Genomic DNA, 21,715 nt, shown 5'->3' with positions numbered 1-21,715 from the left:
CGAGTTATGGATCGAACCATCGTGACTGCGCCGAATCGCGCGCAACAGTCGAAAATAGCAGCGGCCAGCGGCTGGATTGGTTCTGCACTTGAGTACTACGATTTCCTCATCTACGCGACCGCAGCATCATTGGTCTTTCCCCAGCTTTTCTTCCCCTCTGGCAATCCGACGGTCGCGATCATCGCGTCCCTGGCGACGTTCGGTGTTGGCTATGTCGCCCGACCACTCGGCGCTATGGTGCTTGGCCGTGTCGGCGATCGCCACGGCCGGAAGACGGTGTTGATTTTCTGCATGTTCCTGATGGGTATTTCGACGATGGGCGTGGGACTCTTGCCCACGTATCAGCAGGTCGGCATCTGGGCGCCGGTGCTGCTCGTCATTCTCCGGCTCGTGCAAGGATTCGCCGTTGCAGGGGAGCTGTCCGGTGCCAGCTCCATGATTCTCGAACACGCGCCGTTTGGTCGACGCGGCTACTTCACAAGCTTTACCATCCAAGGATCTCAAGCTGGGCAGCTTCTGGCATTTGGGGTCTTCCTGCCCCTCGCGCATTTCATGCGGAAAGACCAATTCGCTTCCTGGGGATGGCGCATTCCGTTCCTGTTCAGCGTTGTCGTTATCATTGTTGGTTACATCATCCGCCGCCAGGTTCGCGAAACCCCGACTTTCGCCCAAGAGCGGGCTCACGGTCAGGTTCCCGGTTCACCGGTCGCCGAAGTCCTGCGACAGAATTGGGGCGATGTTTTGCGCGTCGTCTGCATGGCGCTCACCGCCGTCGTCGTATTTCTCGCAACGGTGTTCGGAACGACGTACGCAGTACAGCCCGCCTACGGTATCGGCTTTCCTGCCGGAGTCTATCTCTGGATACCGGTTCTCGGTAACGTCTGCTCGGTCATCCTCATTCCCTTCGTCGCGACCCTCTCAGACAAGATTGGCCGCAGGCCGCCAGTACTTGTCGGCGCCTTAAGCGCCGGCGTGTTTTCCTTCGGCTTCCTCTACGCCATCAGCATTCACAACCTCTGGCTCTCGCTAATTTTCTCGGGGCTCATGTGGGACATTGCCTACCAGGGCTTCAACGGAGTATTCCCCTGCCTGTTCCCAGAACTCTTCCGACCGCGGGTGCGCGTAACGGGAATGGCCATCGGACAGAATATCGGGACGACTTTGTCGGCGCTGATCCCCGCACTTTTCGTCGCTGTCGCGCCCCCTGGATCCACCAACATCCCTTTGAAGATCGGTTTTCTCACGTTCGGAGTTTGTCTCGTTGCCGCGTTTGCCGCATTCACCACTCGGGAAACTTACCGCATCCGCCTTGAAGATCTCGGCGATCCCAACGCTATTCCTGTACCGAAGGCCGAATATGAACGCCTGCGCAGAGAATCGATGGCCGCGACGAGCAAGAGTGGCGCTAAACCAGGACTTGTCCACAAGGTCCGGTCTTAAACCGCCTCCGGCCGCCCGCTCCGCGTAACCGCTGCTTGCACAGACAAGAACTCGACGTCGATGAACACCTGTACGTCGGCGCCGGGCGCCGGTTCAAAGGTGCGCAAGTTCATCTCCTCGTCGTACGCCAGGGGCTCGTTCATCGATCGGCGCAGCTTGGGTCGCGCGCGCATTACATGCCAATCCAACTCATGAACATAGGATAGCTAACGTTTTGATCAATCAGTGCATTGGCTTATCGCGTGTCCGAGGTCATTAGCAAGTCCATATACCCAGCGATGTTCAGGCTGGCAAAACGGTCTTGACGCAATGGATTCGTAAACGGCGGCCATTTGAACGCACTACGGGCATCGGTGCTGACCTCGTTAAACAGTCGTAACTCGCTTCATTCACAACAGGAGACGCAATGAAGAGTTTTCACGTGACCAAGGCCGTCGTCGTGGCGGCAACGGCATACGCAGCCGCGGCGCCGGCGTTCGCACAAAGCAGCGTCACGCTGTACGGCATCGTCGATGATTCGATCGTCTATCAAAGCAGCCAGACCTCGCTCGGTTCTACGAGTGGTGGCCGTTCGAACGTTAAGACGGCGTCGGGCATCTGGGCGGGCAGCCGTTTCGGCCTGAAGGGCGGCGAGGATCTGGGCGGCGGCACCAGGGCCATTTTCCAGTTGGAATCCGGCTTCAACATCAACAACGGCGCGCAGCAATACACGAACGCGATGTTCGGCCGTCAAGCTTGGGTCGGTCTGACAAACCAGAATTTCGGTACGTTCACGTTAGGTCGCCAGTACACCTCGTACTACACGCTGGTGGCGCCGTACAGCCCGACGAACTGGCTGACCGGCTACTTCGGCGCGCATCCGGGCGATGTGGACGCGCTGGACACTATTTACCGCGCGAATAACTCGATCGTCTATACGTCGCCACGGCTCTACGGTGTGACGGTCAGCGGTTCGTACTCGCTCGCAGGCGTGCCCGACAGCGTATACCGCGGCTCGACGTGGTCGGCCGCGATCCAGTATCAGCAAGGCCCTGTCGGCGGTACGGTTGCCTTCATGCGCATTAACAACTCAACCGTCGGCGGCGGCGTCTACGGCGCGGATTCGACGATGAACACGGCTGGCCAGTCGGGCGTGTCGGCGGTAACGAACGGCTATCAGGGCGCGCAGGCGCAAAATCGCTTCGCGCTCGGCCTCGGCTACGTATTCAACAGCGCGTGGGATCTCTCGGCGACGTACACAAACGTTCAGTACATCCCCGGAGTGTTGTCCAAGTTCACCGACGAGCAGGTCTTCAATACCGCTGGCACCGTGCTGCACTGGAAGGCCACGACGGCATGGGACTTTGCTGCCGGCTACAGTTACACGTGGGCAAGCAAGGCGAACGGCATCGACAACGCAGCGTCCTACCACCAGTTCAACCTGTCCCAGTATTACGCACTGTCGAAACGTACCGGCTTCTACGCATTGGAAGCCTTCCAACGCGCGAACGGCCGAACGCTCGGTACGCCGACATTCACGGCAGCCGGCGCGGTCAACCGTCAGATCGACGCGACTGCGACGGTAGGCGACGGCTTCCAGTCAACTCCCTCGTCATCGCGCAGTATGTTCGCAGCAGGCGTAGGCATTGTTCACCGCTTCTAAGCACCGGCGGAAACTTTTCCTAAACGCGACTTCTACAGTGAGGCCACCAACTGTTGGTCCACCGTGCAACCGCTAGCTAACAATCCCGGACATTTGCAAGTCCGCACCGTAGAGAAGCCCGGCGCGGGCTTATCTTACGGTGCCCGTGTGTCGCCTCGTCCTGACAGAGCTATCCGCTGAACTCACCCTTTTCAAGCCGCCTGATTGACGTCCCTATCGACGCGCTGTCGCGGCCATACGGCCCCCAGTTTCACGGACGCTTCGCGCAGTAACGCATGAAAGGCGTCGTAACGCTCCGGTGGTATGCGGAGGACCGGTCCGGCGATACTGATCGTCCCGACTACCGCCCCGTCAATCAACGAACGCACGGTCACGGCCATCGCGACCACACCTGGCTCCGCCTCCTCCACGACCAGACCGTATCCACGTTGCCTCGTCAGTTCGAGCTCCGGTATCAAGCGGTCAACGCTATTAATCGCCTTCGATGTGCCTACGCCGTTGGGCCGGCCCAGCCCGCCACGCAAAGCGAGGCCGATTGCTTCGTCGTTTGACATTGACGCCAACCACACTTTTCCGACCGATGTCGCGTGCAAGGCGATGGGACTATGCATGGACGGTGAATACATCAGCCCAGGCGCCGCGCCTTGAGACGCAGCGAACCAGGCGAGTGTCCCTTCGTTCACCACTGTTAGCCGCACGAGTTCGTGGCACTGCGCTGCGACTTCATCGAGGATTGGCTGCACCAGGCCCGGCAATCCCAGTCCGTGCAGGTATCGCTGACCGAGCAAAGACAGCTTCAATGTCAAGCGGTACTGCGAAGTCTGCTCATCTTGCTCAGCCCAACCTTGCTCGCACAGCTGCGCAAGCACTCGATGGGCGGGCCCTTTCTCGAGCTCGAGTTCAGCGGCGATATCGGACATTCGCATCCAGCGCGCCTCACGTGCGAGCAACTCGATCGCTTGAAGCGATCGGTCAACTGCTCCCTTGACAACTCTCATAATTTGCGTAATATGGTTCTTACTGGAACGATGTTACAACTATAAAGAATGACGTCGAAAAGTCAATCTACGATGGAGACAAGTATGAACGTTAGCACCCCGGTTGAGGCTGATCGCCAGCGCCAGTCCAGGATAGCCGCAGCTAGCGGTTGGATTGGCTCAGCGCTTGAATACTACGATTTCTTCATTTATGCGACCGCAGCGTCGTTGCTCTTCCCGCAGCTATTCTTCCCCTCGGGCAACCCGACCGTTGCCATCATCGCATCACTGGCGACCTTCGGCGTTGGATACGTCGCCCGACCCATAGGCGCGATGGTGCTCGGCCACGTCGGCGACCGACACGGTCGGAAGACGGTGCTGATCTTCTGCATGTTCTTAATGGGTATTTCGACGATGGGCGTGGGACTTTTGCCCACGTATCAGCAGGTAGGCCTCTGGGCGCCCGCGATGCTGGTCGTCCTTCGGCTCATTCAAGGCTTCGCCGTCGCTGGAGAGGTTTCTGGCGCGAGCTCCATGATTCTTGAACACGCACCGTTCGGTCGGCGTGGCTTCTTTGCAAGCTTCACCCTCCAAGGGGTGCAAGCCGGACAGCTGCTGGCGGCGGCGGTCTTCTTGCCGCTCGCGCACTTCATGTCGAAAGAACACTTCGCCTCCTGGGGATGGCGCATCCCGTTTCTCCTTAGCTTTGTCGTTATCGTCATGGGTTTCATCATTCGTCGTCAGGTCGACGAAACGCCTGCCTTCTCCGAGGAGCAGGCACACGGCGAGGTACCTTCTTCACCGGTTGTGGAGGTCCTACGACAGAGTTGGGATGACGTCTTGCGCATCATTTGCATGGCGCTCGTCGCGGTCATCGCGCTTCTCGCTACGGTGTTCGGCGCGGCGTATGCAGTGCAGCCGGCCTACGGTATCGGTTTCCCTGTTAGCGTCTTTCTTTGGATTCCGGTTCTTGGCAATATCTGCTCGGTCATACTGATTCCCTTCGTCGGCAATCTCTCTGACAAAATCGGTCGCCGGCCGCCAGTTATTGCCGGCGTGCTCAGCGCCGGGCTGCTTTCTTTCGCCTACTTGTACGCCATCAGCATCCATAACCTCTGGCTCACGGTGGTTTGTTCGGTGTTGATGTGGGGCATCGCCTATCAAGGCTTCAATGGTGTATTCCCGAGCCTTTTCCCAGAACAATTCCGCACGCGAGTGCGCGTGACGGGGATGGCCATCGGACAAAACGTTGGGACGACGCTTGCAGCACTGACGCCCACACTTTTTGTAGCCGTCGCGCCCCCCGGCACCGCCAATATTCCCCTGAAAATCGGCGCGCTCACGTTCGGCATCTGTCTTGTGGCTGCATTCGCCGCTTTCACGACGCGCGAAACGTACCGCATGCGCCTCAACGACCTGGGCGACCGCAATGCGGTCCCGGTACCCAAAGCCGAGTACGAGCGCTTGCGGGCCGAAGCGATGGCTGAATCAACCAAAACTGCCGATGCGCAACATCTCGGAAATCAGGTTCGTTCCTAGCCGTTCCCGGCTTGGTGCAACGTGGCACCACCGAATAGAAAAAATGCGCCCGCGGCGCTTGCGACTTCACTGACAAGCAGACAGGAAATGCATATGCATAACCAAGACACCCCCCGTTACGACGGTCCGCGCGAGCTCGCGCAATCTCTCAGTGCGTTTACACGCTTCAGCGCGGCCGAGAATCCCTGGAACCAGGAGGGCCTGCGCGCCGATTCCGAGTATCGCGACCTCGGACTCGCCGCGGTAACCAACGGTCGAGTTGGGGCGAAGCACATCCGCGCGTTGAAGCCGTTCACCGATCCTACCGGCTGGCACTGGCACGACATGACTGGGCACTACCTTTATGTGCTGCGCGGATCCGTGACGTTCCGTTTCGCGGGGGTTGAGGGCGACGTGACGCTTAGCGCAGGCGACGGCTTGTCGCAGCCTGCTGGTGTACCGCATAACGTGATGTGGCGCTCCGACGACCTCGAGGTTATCGAGATCAACGAGCCTGCTGTCTATGGGACTTGGGATCTTGAGGTACCCCCAGCGCCCTGGAAATGACTGTCACCGCCGTTTGCCGCTTTTATGCCATAACGAGCGCCCGGCGCATTCGACCGTCTTGAATGGTCCAAAACAGCAATCAACGGATTGCGTAAAAGAGACGCGGTATTCGACATCAAAGCGGCTACCCACTAACGGATGTATCCGACGCGCCCTTAGTGCGCCACATTTCGGAGCAGTCAGGCAAGACTGCGCCATCAGCCAACATAGACGGCCACGCAGCAATGGATCCACATATCACAGGAACAACGCGACTCTATGGGTTAGTGGGCGACCCACTGACGGCAGCTAAGTCGCCACAATTGTTGAACCAGCTCTTTACTGAACAGCGGGTGGACGCAGTTTGCGTTCCGTTCTGGGTGAAGGCCCAAAACCTTCCCGCCTTCGTCAGTGGTGCGAAAGCGACGGGTAATCTCTCGGGCATGCTGGTCACCATGCCTCATAAGCAACGGATGTTGGAATTTGTCGACGAGCTAGATTCAACTGCTCGTCAGGTCGGCGCACTCAACGTCATCCGGTGCGAGGCGGATGGACGTTGGGTCGGCGCGATATTCGATGGCGTTGGATGCGTTCTTGGAATGCAGTGGGAAGGCAACCATCCTGCGAACAAGTCTGTGCTTCTCGTGGGCTCCGGAGGCGCGGGAAGCGCCATTGCATTTGCAGTCGCGTCAGCAGGTGCTAGCAGGCTCACCATTTCGGATATCGATGCACATCGGGCGGCCGACCTCGCGGCAGCTGTTTCTGCCGAGACTGGCTGCGACGTACGTTCAGGGCCACCCGATCCCCAAGGATTCGAGGTCGTCATCAATGCCACGCCGCTTGGCATGAAAGCCGGTGATGCCATGCCGGTCGATCCGGAGCGACTCGCGCCTGGCGCGATCGTTGTCGACATCATCAATGCGCCGGAGCCAACTCCGCTGCGACGCGCCGCGCAGGCACGCGGCTGCCGCACACAAGACGGGGGCCCGATGCATCGAGGGCAGGCTGTCTATGCACTTAAGTTTCTAGGATTCGACTACTGCCCCGAGGGACGAACAATACCGGACCCGCGATAAATAGGTATTTCTAAGGAGAATACGCATGAGAGTTGCTTTGCTGGAAGTCAGCCATTGGCATGTCCCGCTCTATCTGAATGCGCTGGAAGCGCCAGGAATTCAAGTGGTCGCCGTGTCGGATGCGGAGCATGTCAAGGGCGAGGCGATTGCCGCACGATTCGGAAGCAAGCTGTACGCGTCGGCCTATGAATTGCTCGAGCGCGAGGAAGTCGATTTTGCATTCGTGTTCGGGCGGCATTCCGAGATGCCGGCGCTCGCCGAGGCCGTGATCGCGCGCAACATTCCCTTTGCACTGGAAAAACCGTGCGGCGTCAACATGTCGCAGGTTACCCGACTTCGCGAACTGACCGAGCAGGCCAATCTCTATTGCGCCGTGCCATTGATCTTTCGAATGAGCGAGTTGCTCCGTTCGCTCGAAGATGCGGAGGGCCGCATACCGTCCGACTTCAACTACATGTCGTTTCGTTTCATTGTGGGGCCGCCAAACCGATACGAGGCGGCCGGCGCCGGCTGGGCGCTCGATCCCGTGCATTCGGGCGGCGGATCGACGATCAATGTCGCGACTCATTTCATCGACTTGTTCAGGTTGTTGACCGGGAAGGAGGTGGCGCGAGTCTCTGCCACGATGAACGCAAGGACGCATCGAGGGGCCGTTGAGGACTATTCGCTGCTAACCATGCAAACCGAAGACGGTGTGATCGGCTTGGTGGAAACGGGATATAGCTTCCCCAGCACGCCCGACGAGCAGCGCGAGTTTTCGTTCACGCTTGCATCCGATCGCATCTACGCGAAATCGGGCCCGGACCGCATCGAGATTCGCGACAGGAACAATCTCTCCGCCGGCACGCGAAGCCGCCGCCTCCAGCTCGAGACTGACATTTACTATCCGTTGTTCGTCAAGCGGGTGCTCACGGAATGCCGCACCGGCGCAAAGCCCATTGCGTCATTGCGCGACGCCGAGCTGATGATGCAGGTCATGGACGCCGCCTATGCGTCCGCTCGACAAGGGGGTGCGCTTCAAACCCTTCAGGCGATTTCTCAATAACGAGTCTGTCGGATCGCAAATCATGCTGCAATCAAGTCATGGCGGTACGGCCGCCTATCCTGCGCCGACAGAAGGTGACTGGATCGCTCGAGATTTCCGATTCAGCACCGGCGAAGTGATGTCGGAGGTACGGCTACACTACCGAACCATTGGCGATCCGACGGGTGAGCCGGTCCTCGTCCTGCACGGCACGAATGGCACCGGTGCCAGCATGCTGACACCTGAATTTGCGGGAGAGCTGTTTGGTCGCGGACAGCCAATCGATGCCGAAAGGCATTTCATCATCCTTCCGGACGCTCTAGGAGCCGGTGGAACGTCCAAGCCGTCCGACGGACTGCGCACACGATTCCCGGCTTACAACTACGACGACATGGTGCTCGCGCAGCACCGACTACTGACCGAGCACCTGAACGTCCGGCACTTGCGCCTGTTGATCGGTAATTCGATGGGAGGCATGCACGCATGGATCTGGGGCGTGCGGTATCCCGATTTCATGGATGCGCTCGTGCCGATGGCGTCACAACCGACGGAAATGTCCGGCCGAAACTGGATGCTGCGCCGCATGCTTATCGAGATGGTCCGAAACGACCCGGAGTACCAGGGCGGTAACTATGAGAGCCAGCCAAGTTCGTTGCGCCTTCTCAACGCGTTTTTTTCACTGGCCACTAACGGTGGGACGCTCGCCTGTCAAAAGGCGGCGTCGACGATGGAACTAGCCGACGAGTACGTCGACGCGAGATTGGGCCAACCGTTCACATTGGATGCCAACGATTACTTATATCAGTGGAGTGCCGCACGCGGCTATAACCCGGCACCAGCCCTGGAAGACATTGAAGCTGCCGTCCTCGCCATTAACGCCGCCGACGACGAACGCTATCCGCCGGAGACTGGCTTGATGGAGCGCGCGATGCAGCGTGTGCGCAACGGCCGGCTGTTTGTTATCGCTGCGAGCGAGGATACGTGCGGCCACGGCACCAATGGGCTCGCTCGGTTTTACAAGCGCGAGCTGCAAGAATTGCTATGGACGGCCCCGCGCAGAGCCGAAGCATAACGACTCTGCGAGCCAACCGACAACGTCCTGCGAGCCATCGCCCTTCGCGCTTTAACGTCCGCTGCGGAAAGCACAATGGTCGCTGTTGTAGACCTCTCCTTGCAGCGTTGACCGTCGCAAGTTGGCCGACAAGCGCACGCTCGTCGGCCACCGGCGATCACACTTCGGTCTGCTCGGCCATTTCGAGTGCATCGTCTACCTCGATCCCAAGGTATCGCACGGTGCTTTCAATTTTTGTATGACCCAACAGCAATTGGACCGCGCGCAAGTTCTTGGTACGTCGATAGATCAACGACGCTTTCGTTCGACGCATGGTGTGCGTACCGTACGCGGTGTCATCAAGTCCGATCGACGCGACCCAGCGATGAACGATACGCGCATACTGGCGCGTCGACACGTGCGCTGAGGCATGCAATCGACTTGGAAACAAATAGTCGGCAGGCTTCAAGCCCCGCGCCGAAATCCAAGCGCAGACACTTTGACGAGTCTGCTCTGTGATTTCGAACTGCACTGGTCGATGCGTTTTCTGCTGCATGAAAGTCGCGCGACCTACGACATGACCTCCCATGTAGACGTCCTGCACCTGCAAGCGCGTCAGATCGCACGCTCGAAGCTTACTGTCGATCGCGAGATTGAACATCGCCAACTCGCGAGCATTGGACGACATCTGCAGCCTCGTTCGAATTGCCCAGATCTCTCGAAGCTTCAGCGGAGGCTTCTGGCCGGTCAGCCTCCCCTTGTTCCACGGCACCCGACGGGCGCCGGAAGTATTAAGCGGTTCCATGACAATCTCCTCTTCAACGAAGGGAGATCGATTCTGCGCTTGGTGGAGTGGTCAATCTTCGACCCACTTCAGCCACACGCTTTTCCCAGAAGCGGACGCTCAATGCTGGCTGTGCTTCGCTATCGCTTAATACCCCTAAGCGTCTCCCCTATCGCCCATTCGCGAGGGTTGCACGGCGCTTCGTCCGAACGACCACGCATTGAGCAGAAGGCGAAGAAGCTCGTGACATCGTGCTTGCTTGAAGCGGCTGCGAAGGGGGTCCAATCGGGCTAGGTTCACTCGGCCGTCGGCACGGCGGCTCATGTTCAACTTCTTCGCGGTGTGCGCTTGCTTATGCAGCGTTGTCGCCGATCCATGGCGTCGCGTCGAATGTCCCAAACCGGCCATTTACGCGCGGACGGACGAGACCTCGGGCATACGAAGTGGATAGACGCCTCCACTGGCGACACATGGCCGACTACGTGTCCGCGACGGTCGTGTCCGTCTGCCGTGATGCGCGACTACCATCCGTCCCTGCATCGCTGGCTTCCCAGATCAGTTTCGCGTCCGGCGAAGGCCGCCAAGCATGGCTCGCCGTCCTGACGGGCCTCATGAAGTCGTCAGTTGACGACTTTATGAACGCAACGTTGACATCTTCAATGCGTTCTACGGCTGCTGCTCGACGCACTTGCCTATTTTGAATGTCTAGTGGTCAGCGACGTCGAGGCAGGAGACCACCTCCTAGTGTTGGTACGAGTGACAGCCGGAGAAGTGCTTGCGCCCGATGGCGAGCGGTTACATTACGCGTCGACGGGGAGCCTGGATCGCAGCGCGCCACACTTTACCCACAAGCATTTTGCGAGCATTGACTTCAATGTAGCGTCGCTATCGCTCTCACAGAGATGGCGCTACAGATGGAGCAAGATGCTCGATCAACTTGAACAGCCCAGGCAACGCGTCGCCCTTTCGATAGAAAGCGTCAATATCCGCCGATTTGCCACGCTCGATCACTTCCGCCTCAGCAAGCGAGGTGTGCGCGATGATGGGAACGACGGCAAATCGATCAGACCCTCGCATCGCCTCCGCTACCGTGAAGCCGTCGCAGGTCGGCATCTCAATGTCGAGCACGACAACATGGGGGGCCCAGGCGCGCGGGGTGCGTAGCGCTGCCACGCCGCTGTCCGCGACGTAAATGCGAAAGCCGTAAGCTGTCAGCGCGGCGGCAAGTGCTTCGGCAACGGCCTTTTCATCGTCAACGATTAGTACCGCCACGGGTGGGTGGATAGGGTCAAACTGGCGAGTGGTCCATAATCCGGACATCGATGGGGCTTCGAATTGCATAGCGGGAACGATCAGTGTCTCTGTCGGTACCGCAACGCACGTGCCGCCTCAAGGGTTGCAGCGTCGTACTTGCTTAAGGGACATGATGAGGTCGTTGTGTCAATCGCCCGCTCGATGTTGGCGAACGATATCCGCAAACGACTGCAGGTTAAATGGCTTCGAAAGGCAAACCGTGCATCCAGCCTCGCGCGCCTGCGCGTCTTCTTGAGCGAGCGGACGGCCGGTGATGGCGACAATCAGAGTCACCGCGTAGCGAGGCAGCTTGCGAAGACGACGGACGAGTTCATAACCACCCATGTCGGGCAGATTGACATCTGTCAGCACGACGTCGAACGCCGATTTTTCTGCCAGCATCAACGCGTCGGCCGCACGCGCAGACGTCGACACCTCGGCACCGTACAGTGCCAGGAGCTCGTCCATTGCCTTGAGCGACTCGATTGCATCTTCGACCAACAAAATGCGCAGGCCTCCAAAGAGGGAAAGATCGGCGGGCGAATTTCCCGCCTGCCGGCGTAAGGAGGATGCGTCTGTAGGAAGTGAAACGACGAACCGAGCACCTCGGCCCTCGCCATCGGAATACGCTTTGACCGTGCCGCCATGCAATTCGGTGAGCTGGCGAACGAGCGACAATCCAATGCCTAAGCCCGTGCTCCTTGTTCGGGACAGAGCGTTCGGAATTTGCTGAAACATCTCGAACACCGATTCGAGCGCAGCCGGTGCGATCCCGCAGCCCGTGTCAGTCACTTCGAGACGAACATGATTGGCGTCCAGCCCTAGCTGCACCGCCACGCGTCCCCCTGGCTGCGTGAATTTCAGGGCGTTGCTCAACAGATTCCATGCGATCTGCTCGATGCGCACCGCATCGCCTCGGATCAGCATTGGCGTGGCCGGGACGTCCACCTGCAACGTAACGCCGCCATCATCAAAATCCTTCTGCATGGCGCTCGCAATCGTGCGGACCGTGCTTGCGACATCCGTCGGAGCGAAGCGAAGCGTGAGCTTACCCGTTTGAATCCGGGAGAAGTCGAGAAGGTCGTCGATTAGCTGCGCCTGCGTCATGACCGCCTTCTGGATCGCGTCGGACACTTCCTGAACACGACCGAGATTTCGCGCTTCCGGCATTCGGGCGAGTATCTCTGCTTTCATGTGTATCAGGTTCAGCGGGTTCTTCAGTTCGTGGGACAGCACCGCCATGAACTGATCTTTGAGCCGGCTGAGCTTGATGACCTCGGTGTTTTGGGCGCGTTCTCGTTCGAGCGACATCTCCTTTCTACTCTCATCCAGTTTGCGACCCGTGGCATCGTGAACGATCTTCGTGAAACCCGAAAAAGTGGGTGACTGGATATGGCTGAGAAATCCGCTACAGAAGACGCGTGAGCCGCTTTTCGTTGCATGCCAGCGCTCATCTTCGGCACGCCCGTGCTTGCGCGCCTTCTCCTGCTCAAACTTTGGTATTCCGTTGGCGATATCTTCGGGCGTGAAAATCGCCTCCAGCGACTGGCCCAGCATCTCGTCGGCGGTGAATCCGAAAATGCGGTTTGCGCCGACGTTCCAGCTCACAATTCTGGCATCGTCGTCCAGCACCACGATCGCGAAGTCGTGCGTCTCGCGAGCCGCGAGCTTGAGCTTCTCTTCACTTGCCCTTGCCTGATTCTGCGCAGCGCGTTGCTCGGTGATGTCGATCAGTGCAAGCACGGCTCCGTCAATGCGATCGTCGTCCGTGCGGTACGGCAGCACTCGGGCAAGAAAGGTCCGTCCGTCCTTGCTCCGAACGTCTCTTTCGGACGTTTTGAGCGACTCGAACGCGACGCGAAGGTCCTCGATCATCTCGGGATAATCGAGCTTGTGCGTCAGATCTTGCAACGGTCGCCCCATATCGCCAGGCAGCATATTGAAAAGGGTTTCCGCTGGAGAAGTGAATCGTTTGATGTTGAGGGAGCGGTCGACGAACACCGTAGCAACGCCGACGAGCGAGATGAGGTTTTGCAGATCGTCGCTCACGCGCGCCGACTCTTGCACCTTCGCCAGCAACTCCGAATTAACCGTCAATAATTCTTCGTTGAGCGATTGCAGTTCTTCGCGACTGGCTTCCAGTTCTTCGGTCGCCGAGCGCAACTCCTCGTTCATTGCCTGCAGTTCTTCATTCGACGCTCGAAGCGCTTCGGCGGACGTTTGCTCGAGTGCCATGGAACTCGACAAACGATCTTCACTGCCGGCCAGCGCTTCCCGGAGGGAGTCCAGCGTGTCGCCGGCTGCCGAGGGGGCGAGCGGTGGGACTGAATCCGGGAGCGGTGTCAGCAGATCACATGTGACCGCCACGAGATACTCGCTGCGCGTGGGGTCGTGAAAAGGTCGAAATGACAGATCGACCGCGATCTCACCCGATGCTGTAACAAAAGGCACCGATGCTTCGTCTTCACGGCGCGCGCGAGTCACACAACGCTGGACCGCGTGCCGGACACCGGCTTGAGCGTCGCTGCGCACAATGTCGAAAAGATTGACGACCCGGGCGCGCCTGACGTCTTCCGTCAGTCTGTTCGCATGGGTGGAGCGGTGCATGATGGTGCCGTCCGAGCGCATAATGATGATCGGCGGCCCAAAGAGATCGAGTGCCCGCGCCTGGCTCGGCAGAAGCGCGTCAATCGGCTTCGCTGCGAAGGGCAACGAGAAAAACGTCTGACCGACGGTGCTCGGCCCCTGAAGATCGCCGTATGACAGCAAGCTGTTGGCGGCCGCATTGGGCAGCGCACGGTAAATTCTGTGCTGCTTTTGGACGGATGTGAAAAGCTGGTGCGCAAAATCGGCCGATTCCGCTGTGCCAAGCAGCAGGAAACCTTCATGAGGCCGCAGAGCAAAATGCAGGCTCTCGAGCACCCGTGTCTGCGCACGACGGTCGAGATAAATCAGGAAGTTGCGGCAGGACACCACATCGATTCGCGAGAAAGGCGGATCGCGAAGCAGGTTGTGCGCGGCGAAGATCACCGTGTCGCGCAGCGATTTGACCAGCCGGTAGCGATTGCCGTCCTTGTTGAAGTATTGGCTCAGGCGAGCGGGGGAAATATCGGTCTCGATCGCTGCGGGATAGTTAGCCGAACGCGCGATGGCGATCGCTCGCTCGTCGATGTCGCTGGCATACACGACGACCCGTGGACGGTGAGGCAGGCGACGTGCCGCTTCGTCAAGAATCATTGCGACCGAATAGGCTTCTTCGCCCGTCGAGCATGCCGGGACCCACGCTCTTATTTCCTCTCTTCCCTGAAGGTTTTTAAGGAGCAGCGGCAACGCGGTGTCTTCGAAGGCGGCGAAGGCGTCAGGATCGCGGAAGAAGTTCGTCACACCAATTAACATGTCGGCGAGCAACTTCGGTGTTTCATCAGGATGCTCGTTGAGATGATTTCGATAGGCGGCGACCGTCGGCACACCAGCGACCTGCATGCGACGCTCGATGCGGCGCATGACCGTACCGCGTTTATAGTTCGAGAAGTCGTGACGGGTGCGCGTTCGCAAGGTTTCCAGTACCTCATCAATCGCATCGGCATCGGGAATGAGCGCTTCGGTACCACTGTATGGTTCCGCATCCGATGGCGAAGGCAACTCGATCTGAGCAGCGTTGCTTGTCATCTCGAGAATCCGCGGGATGATTTCGGGTATGGCGAGGACGAAGTCAACATCACCGGTGGCAATCGCATTGCGAGGCATCTCGCCATACTGTGCCTCCTCGGGGCGCTGAGCGATGGTGATCCCGCCACGTTCGCGTACGCGCGCGATGCCGACCGAGCCATCCGCGCCGGAGCCCGACAGGACAACGGCAATCGAGCGGGAGCCGTGCGCGTCGGCCAGACTGCGGAAGAATATGTCCACCGACGTCGGGGGCGAGCGTGGCAAGTCAGGTTCGCCCACCTGCAGGTAACCGTCGACCATTGCGAGCGTTTTGCCCGGAGCAATGACGTAGACGGCGTCCTTCTCGAGCAGGGTCGGTACGGTGACTTGCTTCACAGGCAGGCGCGTGACCGACTGGAGCACGGAATCCGCATGGCTCGCGTGATCGGGGGAAAGATGCAGAACGACGACAAACGCGACACCGGGCGAGGGTGGGGTCGTCTCAAATAGCCGCAGAAGGGCCTGAACACCGCCTGCCGACGCGCCAATCCCCACCACCGGAAAATTCGGGCCGGTGGATGCACTGCGCTGCTTCGAGCTCTGGGTCACGCTGTCTCCGGTTTTCGGCAATCTTCTCCGCAGCGCGATGCGGCGGACCGGGCGGTTAAGGGCTGGGAAAGAAGCGTGATACTACCTGCTCGTGATCATACAGGTGGGTGTATCAATGATACGTCCTCGCGAACTGGCTCACAGGAGATGGAGGAACTGAAGCGCCGGCAGGAAGCGGGCCTTCAATTTCGGTGAATGTCGTAGCTTCCGCACTCGGATCCAGAATTTAAGGCGACAGCCCCCTTGAAAGTTTAAGCTCCGTCGTCGGCGAACCTCGCTTCATGGCCGAACAGAGCTGGACGCTATCCGCATTCGCGAATCCGACGTCCTGGATCACTCGGTTGGGCCGAGCAACACGTCGATCGCGGCTTGTCCGGCGATCTCGGCAACCAGGTAGGCCCATCGTTCGGTGAACGGGCCGTTGCGCAGCGGTATGCGGCTTCCCCGCGCGCCGAGGACTTCGAGGTTAGTGCCGCCTTTGATCTGAAAAGTCACGTCAAACACGTCTTCAGCAGCCGGAATCAATTCGACGCAAATTTCGAAACCGCGATACGCAATCACTCGGTGCATGAAAGATTGACCTCGAACATGATTTCCGTGGATCGCCATAGCCCCCAGAAAGATGTCTGGCGGCATCGCACCTTCGGTGCGGAATGGGAAAACGATGCGTCAAGATCAGCTTTTTACGGTTTAGTTGGAAATCGCCACTTGCTTACGGTTGAATCGATATGTGAAAAACTGAAACTCCTCCGCTCTGCTCTCTTAGCGTCCGCAGTTTTGAGAATGAGAAGCTTCTCTCGACGATCCCGGCTGTAAGCAGGCTCATTTTCCGCGAGGGGAATTGCATTCTTGAGATCTAATCGCATAACTACCTCTGAAAGACCGTCCTCATTGTGAGGACGGTCTGCTCACTGTAGACCCTTTCCGCTGGGCGAACTCCTTTTATTTCGTTGTTTGGATGCGAACCCATCGGTTCCCACATCCGTTGGGCGTATCGGTTGTGATCCGGCCGCGGTGGAGGTTGTCCTTCGACCCGCGTTGCGGCGAAAGCAGATGGGGCAGCTTTCCAGATTATCCTGGTTGGCTTGCAGCAAGGCGGCGCCCAGCGCACTCGTTTGGACCGCGTTTGGGCTTGGTGATGGGAGTGGCGGTAGCCTATGCTCTGGCGCGTCTCTGTCGACCGCAAAGGGCCGCGGATGTGTGCGCGACGAGCGTCGCGTCAAGGGCTGCGAAGGTTCGTGTGTCGAAACGAATGTGCGGTGCCGTCAGGACCGGCGATTGTACAGATGCTTACGCCGGCCAAAAATAGAGCCCGCGGACGATATGCGTGGCATCAGTCAACGGTTCAGCTCGCCTGCGTCTCGGCCAAATGTATGGCCGACCACGCATAGCGCGCCCAATCGCGAAATCGAGCACGGCCGCGCCTGCTGCCATCTTCAGCAGCGGCAGCCCCGACTCCGTTTCGATCCGGATACCGAGATTCACGTGAACCGCTCCGATGTGGATCTCATCATGGAACCGCTAGCATTCGCGAACTCGTCACCCGGATCATCGAGAGGTCAGCAACTGATCCAGCTTGGCGTCGGCGGAAGGAAGCGTAATCAAAACGAGGATAACCGCTGACGGCCGAACGGTGGCATTAAGGCGCAACAAAGTACGCGTTTCGCACACAATCCAAAAGCGACTACCTATCCGTAGAATGGCTAAAAATGGCCTAGACCCTGGATATTTGTCCCTTTTGCCATCCTTGGCCTGTTTCAACAGTTTTAACTGATATTGGCCGTTATGCTGATGGGAGTCTGTCGGTGTCATGGCCGAAACGCCTTGTTTTTACGACTGCCCCTCGGAATGTCTATCTTTTCAGGACGAATACAGCTATAACTAGTCGCATCTGTTGGTAATTCGCAACGATTAGCCGACAAGAACTGGTATGGCCGTTTCCACCGCCCTTCTAATGCCACGGCCGAATGGATTAAATTGAGGACGCGGGTCTAATTTAACAAGGATTTGAAATGGAGCAAACTATTGAGACCTTCCTGAATGCTATAAGTGAGGACCTAGCAGCCGTGATAGACGATATAGCGTCTAAGGGTAAGGACGTTAAAGATATCGCCGACTCGCTCAATATCCCGAAAGAGCAATACGAGGGGCTGTCTCTGTTCGTATCAGACCGATACGAGTACTTGATGCTGTTTCAACGCCGTACGAATCTGCATCACAAGCTAGCGAAAGTTTCACCCAATATAACGAAATCGGCAATCGACGCTATAGCCGATTCATTAGATGCAGGTAGAGAGCCACAGTATATCGAACATGAGCTTTCTGAGGCCATACGAGTATTGGACCAGATAGTACGTATTCATGGTGAGCTAATCCCTACCTTCCATTAGACCAATGAGTGGCAGCGAGCTGCGCGCTCGCTGACCTACGCAAATAAACAGGCAAATTATTGCAGTAACAAGTTTTGGCAAACGCCATGCTCTACTGTGTATCTGTGCTCTGTGTGTTACGGACCGGGTCTACAAAGAACTTGCCCCGTGTCGGGATTCCGGATACCTCGCCCTTACTGGCTCAACCTAGCAACTAATCGCTTGCTTTCCTCGCCACAAGGCGTACTGTGGAGCGCGTGCGCCGGCTCATGAGTCAGGCCGACGTACGGTCCTTTATTGAAGTTTCCGGCCCACCCTCGGTGGGCCTCTTTGTTTGTGACAATGCAGTTCGACAGATACGACTAATACACCTCCACGCGGTCCGGGTACACGCCCGTTTCCCGCGCAGCTTCCTCCACTTGATCCGGGCTGTCGTATCCGTCGAAAGAGCCAATGTCCGCCTCGCCGACAAGGAGACAGCCCGCCCACCGTCCAGAAGGTGCGCGGTAGATGCGGAGCGTAATAGGCTCGTGTTTTTCGTTTTCCAATTTCGGTCCGAAGTGGGCCATGCAATGATTACAGAATAGCGCGATATCCGCCCCGGCAGTTGACTAAATGGGCCGGGTTAAATTGGACCGAGTGACTAGTGCTGGCAGCGGCGAGAATTTCGTCTAAAACGGACGGTTTGAAAACTCCATGGCGAAGCCGATCACGCGGTCGCGGGATCCGTGCCGTCCTGGTCTTTCATGCGGTAGCTTTTGCCTTCGATGAGGACGGGCTTGACTTTAGTCGGCGCCGACGACGCCGATAACTGAGCGTCCGCATTGGCCGAGCATCAACGCTGCTCCATTCACAAATAACGGGCTGGCCGGTTTCGGCTTGGATTCGACGCCTGAATGTCTGAACGACAGTACGCGCGAGTGACCCTTCATGGCCGGGGAAAGCCTATCGCGAACGGTCCCCCGGACTGCGATGAACCTTTTTTCCGGCCCTTTACCCGAGAATTGATGACCGTTCGGCCACGCCCCGGGGTGTTTGCGCCATTGCGAGTGCGAGTGTTCGTTTCGCCGCATCATTTGGCCCTTAATGCCAATAGGCTCCGTTCGCGGTTAGGCGTCCCCCCGGTTATGCGTAAGCGCTAATTTGAGTGCACCGGCGCGCGCAAGAATTTCGCCGAGCGCCGCAAATCTGCTGGCGTGGAAGCGTGACGTTTGCGTGTGATTTTCTGTGCTCAGGCGGCGTCGATCGGAACCTGAGACTGCATGAACCGAAATGGCAGTAGGTCGCTTATGTCAGCGTCTTGTGCTCGTTGAGGCAGTTGAGTCAGTACGTGAAGCAGGTACGCGTATGGCTCGACGTTGCACGCGCGGCATGTAAGCACGAGACTGTAGATGACGGCGCTGGCTTTTGCTCCGGCGACCGTGTCGCTGAAGAGCCAAACCTTTCTGCTGGTGGCAAACGGGCGAATTTCCCGTTCCGCGATGTTGTTGTCCACTGGGGCTTGCCCGTCGCCGATGTAACGGCTGAGATACTCCCATTGGTTAAGCGTGTAGTTGATGGCATCGCCCAGCGCGCTTTCGGGTGGCACTTGAGGTGCTTGCTCATCCAGCCAAGCTTTGAATGCCTCAAGCAGCGCAACGCTGTGCTGCTGTCGCAGTCGTAAGGTATAGCTAGCACGCGTTTCCCCGCTCGGAGGTTTCTCTCTCGCGAGTGCTTCGACGCGGTAAAGTCGCTGGAAGAATTCGAGCGCTTGCTGCGCGCGTTTGCCTAATTTCTTCTGCGTCTTCAGAGCATCTACGAATCCGCGTCGCGCATGAGCAAGGCAGCCGAAGTGAGTCACACCTTTGACTGTTCGCCAGGCGCTATAACCGTCGGACATCACCGCGCCCTTGTAATCCGCAAGAAACGCCTGAGGGTATTGCTTGCCGCGTCCAGGTTGATAGTCGAACAACACTACAGGCTCTTCGCTATCCTGCCCGCTGCGGTACAGCCACATGTAAGACTGGCTCTGTGCGGCCTTACCCGGTTCCTTCAGCACCTGAACGGTCGTCTCGTCGCCATGAATCAGCGGCTGCGACAGCAACGTCTTGCGTAACTCCCGGTACAGGCGGTCGAGATGCAATTGCGTTGGCTTGATGACCCAGTGCCCCAGCGTGCCTCGGCCCACCGGAATGTTCGCACGCCCGAGCGCCTCTTCCATCCGATATAGCGGCGTGCCGTCGACGTATTTACCCGTCATCACCGTGGCGATCATGGCCGCGCTCGCCCGACTGCCTGGCAATGGTTGGGCCGGCATCGGCGCGGTCAGAATCGGCGTACGTTCAGCGACACGCTCGCAATGACGGCACGCATATTTGAAACGAACATGTTGCAGGACTGAAGCCTTCACTTCGATATGCAGTTGTTCGCTGATTTCCTCGCCCATACGATGCATTGCGTTGCTGCAGCAGGGGCAGATCTTCTGCTCCTCGGGCAAGTCGTACTCGATTCGCTGACGCGGAAGATCTGCAGGCAGAGGCTTGCGTCCTCGTTTGCGGCGAGCAGGCTCGGCCGCCTCCGGCAGACCTGTGTCTGGTAAGTCGAGTTCGTCTACGTCCTCATCAAGGTCCTCAATTGCGATCTGCTCGGCCTCGTCGAACACCCGATCTTGGAGCTTCTCGCTGCTTGGCGCGAAACGCTTGTGTTGCGCGAGCCGGAATTGTTCCTCGAGATGGCGAACGCGTTCGCCCAACTGGCGGTTGCTGGCCTCGAGCTCGCGAATGTAAGCCTGGGCGGCAGGAGGCAATTGGGAGAATTCGCGTTCATCCATGGTACCCACGGTAGCGAAAGGCAACGCTCGATGGGTTTACGGAATTTGTAACAGCTATTGGGACCGTCGCTTGGACGAGGCGCGCCGCATCAGCTCGTATGATGGTACTGCCGGGCCGGATGACGTCGTACAGCGTCGATGTCGATGCCGTCTAAAAGCCAATGCAGCTGCTCGGTCGTCAACTCGATCACGGGCTGCTTCCGGGATGGCCACACGAAATGGTCTGCCTCGAGGCGCTTCAACATCAGCCAGAAGCCCGAACGCTCGTACAACAAGAGCTTGACGCGGTTGCGCTTGCGATTATGGAACGCGAACACGGCGCGAGCGAAGGGGTCGAGCTGCATCGACTGCTCAACCAACGCCGTGAGGCTGTTGATTCCCGCCCTAAAGTCAATCGGTTCGCGATGCAAATAAATGCGGAGGTCCGAATCAAGGCGGAACATCAACGCTCTCCCAGCGCGACGATCAAGGCCGTGACGAGCGGCGCATCGTGCCGTGAGCACTCAAGTTCGACTCTTACCCCGTTCGGGAGGTGCGCTGACAGGCGCGCCGTTGGTCGCGACGCAGTCGCAGGTTGCTTGGGACTCGATGACGCCGGCAACTTCGCGAGCTCGAGGGCGGGCCGCGTAGAGCCCGGTTCGATAGCAAGGACCGGGATGAAGGCCGCCGCTGACGGCTCAACTGTGTTTCGTGCTGCACGAGCAGAGTTTGCCTTCTCATGTAACCTTATCCACTTGTGAAGCTGGTTTGCGTTTACCTGTGCCCTGAGTGCGAGTCCGGCAATTGACGCCCCCGGTCGCAGGCATGCCTGAATCAGTCGGCGCTTGCCTTCAGGGTCGTACCTTCGTTTGCCGTTGGAGCATTCTCGGATGACTCGGAGTGGCAGAAAGTCAAACTCATCGTCGCTCATGGTCTGCGTCCGCAATGTG

Annotated in this window: 16 protein-coding genes and 1 pseudogene; 9 read left to right on the top strand and 8 right to left on the bottom strand. The window is 58.4% G+C overall.

The features are described 5' to 3' along the window. The first annotated feature begins 6 nt into the window (after positions 1-6). The gene (locus NCS02_RS31615; protein ID WP_250519711.1) at positions 7-1,440 is read left to right on the top strand and encodes an MFS transporter; all 1,434 of its coding nucleotides are present in this window, start codon (positions 7-9) and stop codon (positions 1,438-1,440) included. A 406-nt stretch (positions 1,441-1,846) separates the two neighbouring features. After that, a complete protein-coding gene (locus NCS02_RS31610; RefSeq protein WP_250508160.1) occupies positions 1,847-3,082 on the top strand; it encodes a porin in 1,236 nt (411 codons plus the stop codon). Between the two features lie 191 nt (positions 3,083-3,273). On the opposite strand, the gene NCS02_RS31605 is transcribed toward NCS02_RS31610, so the two are convergent. Further along, positions 3,274-4,080 carry an IclR family transcriptional regulator gene (locus tag NCS02_RS31605; protein WP_284504513.1) on the bottom strand — a complete coding sequence of 269 codons (807 nt, stop codon included), beginning with the start codon at positions 4,078-4,080 and terminating at the stop codon, positions 3,274-3,276. Between the two features lie 84 nt (positions 4,081-4,164). Between NCS02_RS31605 and NCS02_RS31600 the strand changes: the two genes are divergently transcribed. The 5 genes from NCS02_RS31600 to NCS02_RS31580 all read left to right on the top strand — a co-directional run bounded on the left by NCS02_RS31600 (position 4,165) and on the right by NCS02_RS31580 (position 9,295). Then, positions 4,165-5,598 (top strand): MFS transporter, encoded by a 1,434-nt coding sequence (locus NCS02_RS31600; protein ID WP_250508158.1) that lies wholly within the window; start codon positions 4,165-4,167, stop codon positions 5,596-5,598. 93 nt (positions 5,599-5,691) lie between these two features. Continuing rightward, entirely contained in the window at positions 5,692-6,144 is a 453-nt protein-coding gene (locus NCS02_RS31595; protein WP_250508157.1) for a cupin domain-containing protein, read from the top strand. Between the two features lie 224 nt (positions 6,145-6,368). Then, positions 6,369-7,199, top strand: coding sequence for a shikimate dehydrogenase family protein (locus tag NCS02_RS31590; RefSeq protein ID WP_250508156.1), 831 nt, complete (start codon positions 6,369-6,371; stop codon positions 7,197-7,199). A gap of 25 nt (positions 7,200-7,224) precedes the next feature. Next, a complete protein-coding gene (locus tag NCS02_RS31585) occupies positions 7,225-8,244 on the top strand; it encodes a Gfo/Idh/MocA family protein (protein WP_250508155.1) in 1,020 nt (339 codons plus the stop codon). Positions 8,245-8,266: 22 nt separating this feature from the next. Next, positions 8,267-9,295 (top strand): alpha/beta fold hydrolase, encoded by a 1,029-nt coding sequence (locus NCS02_RS31580; RefSeq protein WP_250508162.1) that lies wholly within the window; start codon positions 8,267-8,269, stop codon positions 9,293-9,295. A gap of 157 nt (positions 9,296-9,452) precedes the next feature. On the opposite strand, the gene NCS02_RS31575 is transcribed toward NCS02_RS31580, so the two are convergent. Further along, complete coding sequence (locus NCS02_RS31575; RefSeq protein WP_250508154.1) at positions 9,453-10,079, bottom strand: tyrosine-type recombinase/integrase; 627 nt, start codon at positions 10,077-10,079, stop codon at positions 9,453-9,455. Between the two features lie 651 nt (positions 10,080-10,730). Here NCS02_RS31575 and NCS02_RS36390 point away from each other — a divergent pair. Further along, positions 10,731-10,853, top strand: a pseudogene (locus NCS02_RS36390) (flavin reductase family protein); the annotation flags it as partial. Positions 10,854-10,952: 99 nt separating this feature from the next. Here the strand turns inward: NCS02_RS36390 and NCS02_RS31570 are convergent. From NCS02_RS31570 to NCS02_RS31560, 3 genes are all read right to left on the bottom strand, one after another. Continuing rightward, entirely contained in the window at positions 10,953-11,378 is a 426-nt protein-coding gene (locus NCS02_RS31570) for a response regulator (RefSeq protein WP_250519713.1), read from the bottom strand. A 120-nt stretch (positions 11,379-11,498) separates the two neighbouring features. Next, a complete protein-coding gene (locus NCS02_RS31565) occupies positions 11,499-15,608 on the bottom strand; it encodes a chemotaxis protein CheB (RefSeq protein WP_250508152.1) in 4,110 nt (1,369 codons plus the stop codon). Positions 15,609-15,941: 333 nt separating this feature from the next. After that, positions 15,942-16,178, bottom strand: a complete 237-nt coding sequence (locus NCS02_RS31560; protein ID WP_244807564.1) for a hypothetical protein — start codon at positions 16,176-16,178, stop codon at positions 15,942-15,944. Between the two features lie 1,442 nt (positions 16,179-17,620). Between NCS02_RS31560 and NCS02_RS31555 the strand changes: the two genes are divergently transcribed. Further along, positions 17,621-17,998: a hypothetical protein gene (locus tag NCS02_RS31555; RefSeq protein ID WP_250508151.1), complete on the top strand. Its 378-nt coding sequence runs from the start codon at positions 17,621-17,623 to the stop codon at positions 17,996-17,998. Between the two features lie 1,210 nt (positions 17,999-19,208). Here NCS02_RS31555 and tnpC read toward each other — a convergent pair. The 3 genes from tnpC to tnpA form a co-directional block, all read right to left on the bottom strand. Next, positions 19,209-20,786, bottom strand: coding sequence for an IS66 family transposase (tnpC, locus tag NCS02_RS31550; RefSeq protein ID WP_250508150.1), 1,578 nt, complete (start codon positions 20,784-20,786; stop codon positions 19,209-19,211). 89 nt (positions 20,787-20,875) lie between these two features. Beyond that, on the bottom strand, positions 20,876-21,229 hold the full coding sequence (gene tnpB / locus NCS02_RS31545; RefSeq protein ID WP_250508149.1) for an IS66 family insertion sequence element accessory protein TnpB: 354 nt from the start codon (positions 21,227-21,229) through the stop codon (positions 20,876-20,878). Continuing rightward, the gene (gene tnpA / locus NCS02_RS31540) at positions 21,229-21,696 is read right to left on the bottom strand and encodes an IS66-like element accessory protein TnpA (RefSeq protein WP_250508148.1); all 468 of its coding nucleotides are present in this window, start codon (positions 21,694-21,696) and stop codon (positions 21,229-21,231) included. Before tnpA ends, tnpB begins: the two co-directional genes overlap by 1 nt. Positions 21,697-21,715 lie beyond the last annotated feature (19 nt).

It is taken from the genome of Caballeronia sp. NCF2 (genome assembly GCF_023631205.1).
GTDB lineage: Bacteria > Pseudomonadota > Gammaproteobacteria > Burkholderiales > Burkholderiaceae > Caballeronia > Caballeronia zhejiangensis.
Note: the sequence above shows the minus strand (reverse complement) of the source record. Positions and strands in the feature narration are given on the sequence as shown.

Excerpts from the sequence above, each read along its gene's own strand:
- NCS02_RS31580 (WP_250508162.1), top strand. The coding sequence starts at position 8,267 with ATGCTGCAATCAAGTCATGGCGGTACGGCCGCCTATCCTGCGCCGACA.
- NCS02_RS31600 (WP_250508158.1), top strand. The coding sequence starts at position 4,165 with ATGAACGTTAGCACCCCGGTTGAGGCTGATCGCCAGCGCCAGTCCAGG.
- NCS02_RS31610 (WP_250508160.1), top strand. The coding sequence starts at position 1,847 with ATGAAGAGTTTTCACGTGACCAAGGCCGTCGTCGTGGCGGCAACGGCA.
- NCS02_RS31560 (WP_244807564.1), bottom strand. The coding sequence starts at position 16,178 with ATGCACCGAGTGATTGCGTATCGCGGTTTCGAAATTTGCGTCGAATTG.
- NCS02_RS31605 (WP_284504513.1), bottom strand. The coding sequence starts at position 4,080 with ATGAGAGTTGTCAAGGGAGCAGTTGACCGATCGCTTCAAGCGATCGAG.
- tnpB (WP_250508149.1), bottom strand. The coding sequence starts at position 21,229 with ATGTTCCGCCTTGATTCGGACCTCCGCATTTATTTGCATCGCGAACCG.
- NCS02_RS31585 (WP_250508155.1), top strand. The coding sequence starts at position 7,225 with ATGAGAGTTGCTTTGCTGGAAGTCAGCCATTGGCATGTCCCGCTCTAT.
- tnpA (WP_250508148.1), bottom strand. The coding sequence starts at position 21,696 with ATGAGCGACGATGAGTTTGACTTTCTGCCACTCCGAGTCATCCGAGAA.
- NCS02_RS31555 (WP_250508151.1), top strand. The coding sequence starts at position 17,621 with ATGGAGCAAACTATTGAGACCTTCCTGAATGCTATAAGTGAGGACCTA.
- NCS02_RS31575 (WP_250508154.1), bottom strand. The coding sequence starts at position 10,079 with ATGGAACCGCTTAATACTTCCGGCGCCCGTCGGGTGCCGTGGAACAAG.
- NCS02_RS31595 (WP_250508157.1), top strand. The coding sequence starts at position 5,692 with ATGCATAACCAAGACACCCCCCGTTACGACGGTCCGCGCGAGCTCGCG.
- tnpC (WP_250508150.1), bottom strand. The coding sequence starts at position 20,786 with ATGGATGAACGCGAATTCTCCCAATTGCCTCCTGCCGCCCAGGCTTAC.
- NCS02_RS31570 (WP_250519713.1), bottom strand. The coding sequence starts at position 11,378 with ATGTCCGGATTATGGACCACTCGCCAGTTTGACCCTATCCACCCACCC.
- NCS02_RS31590 (WP_250508156.1), top strand. The coding sequence starts at position 6,369 with ATGGATCCACATATCACAGGAACAACGCGACTCTATGGGTTAGTGGGC.
- NCS02_RS31615 (WP_250519711.1), top strand. The coding sequence starts at position 7 with ATGGATCGAACCATCGTGACTGCGCCGAATCGCGCGCAACAGTCGAAA.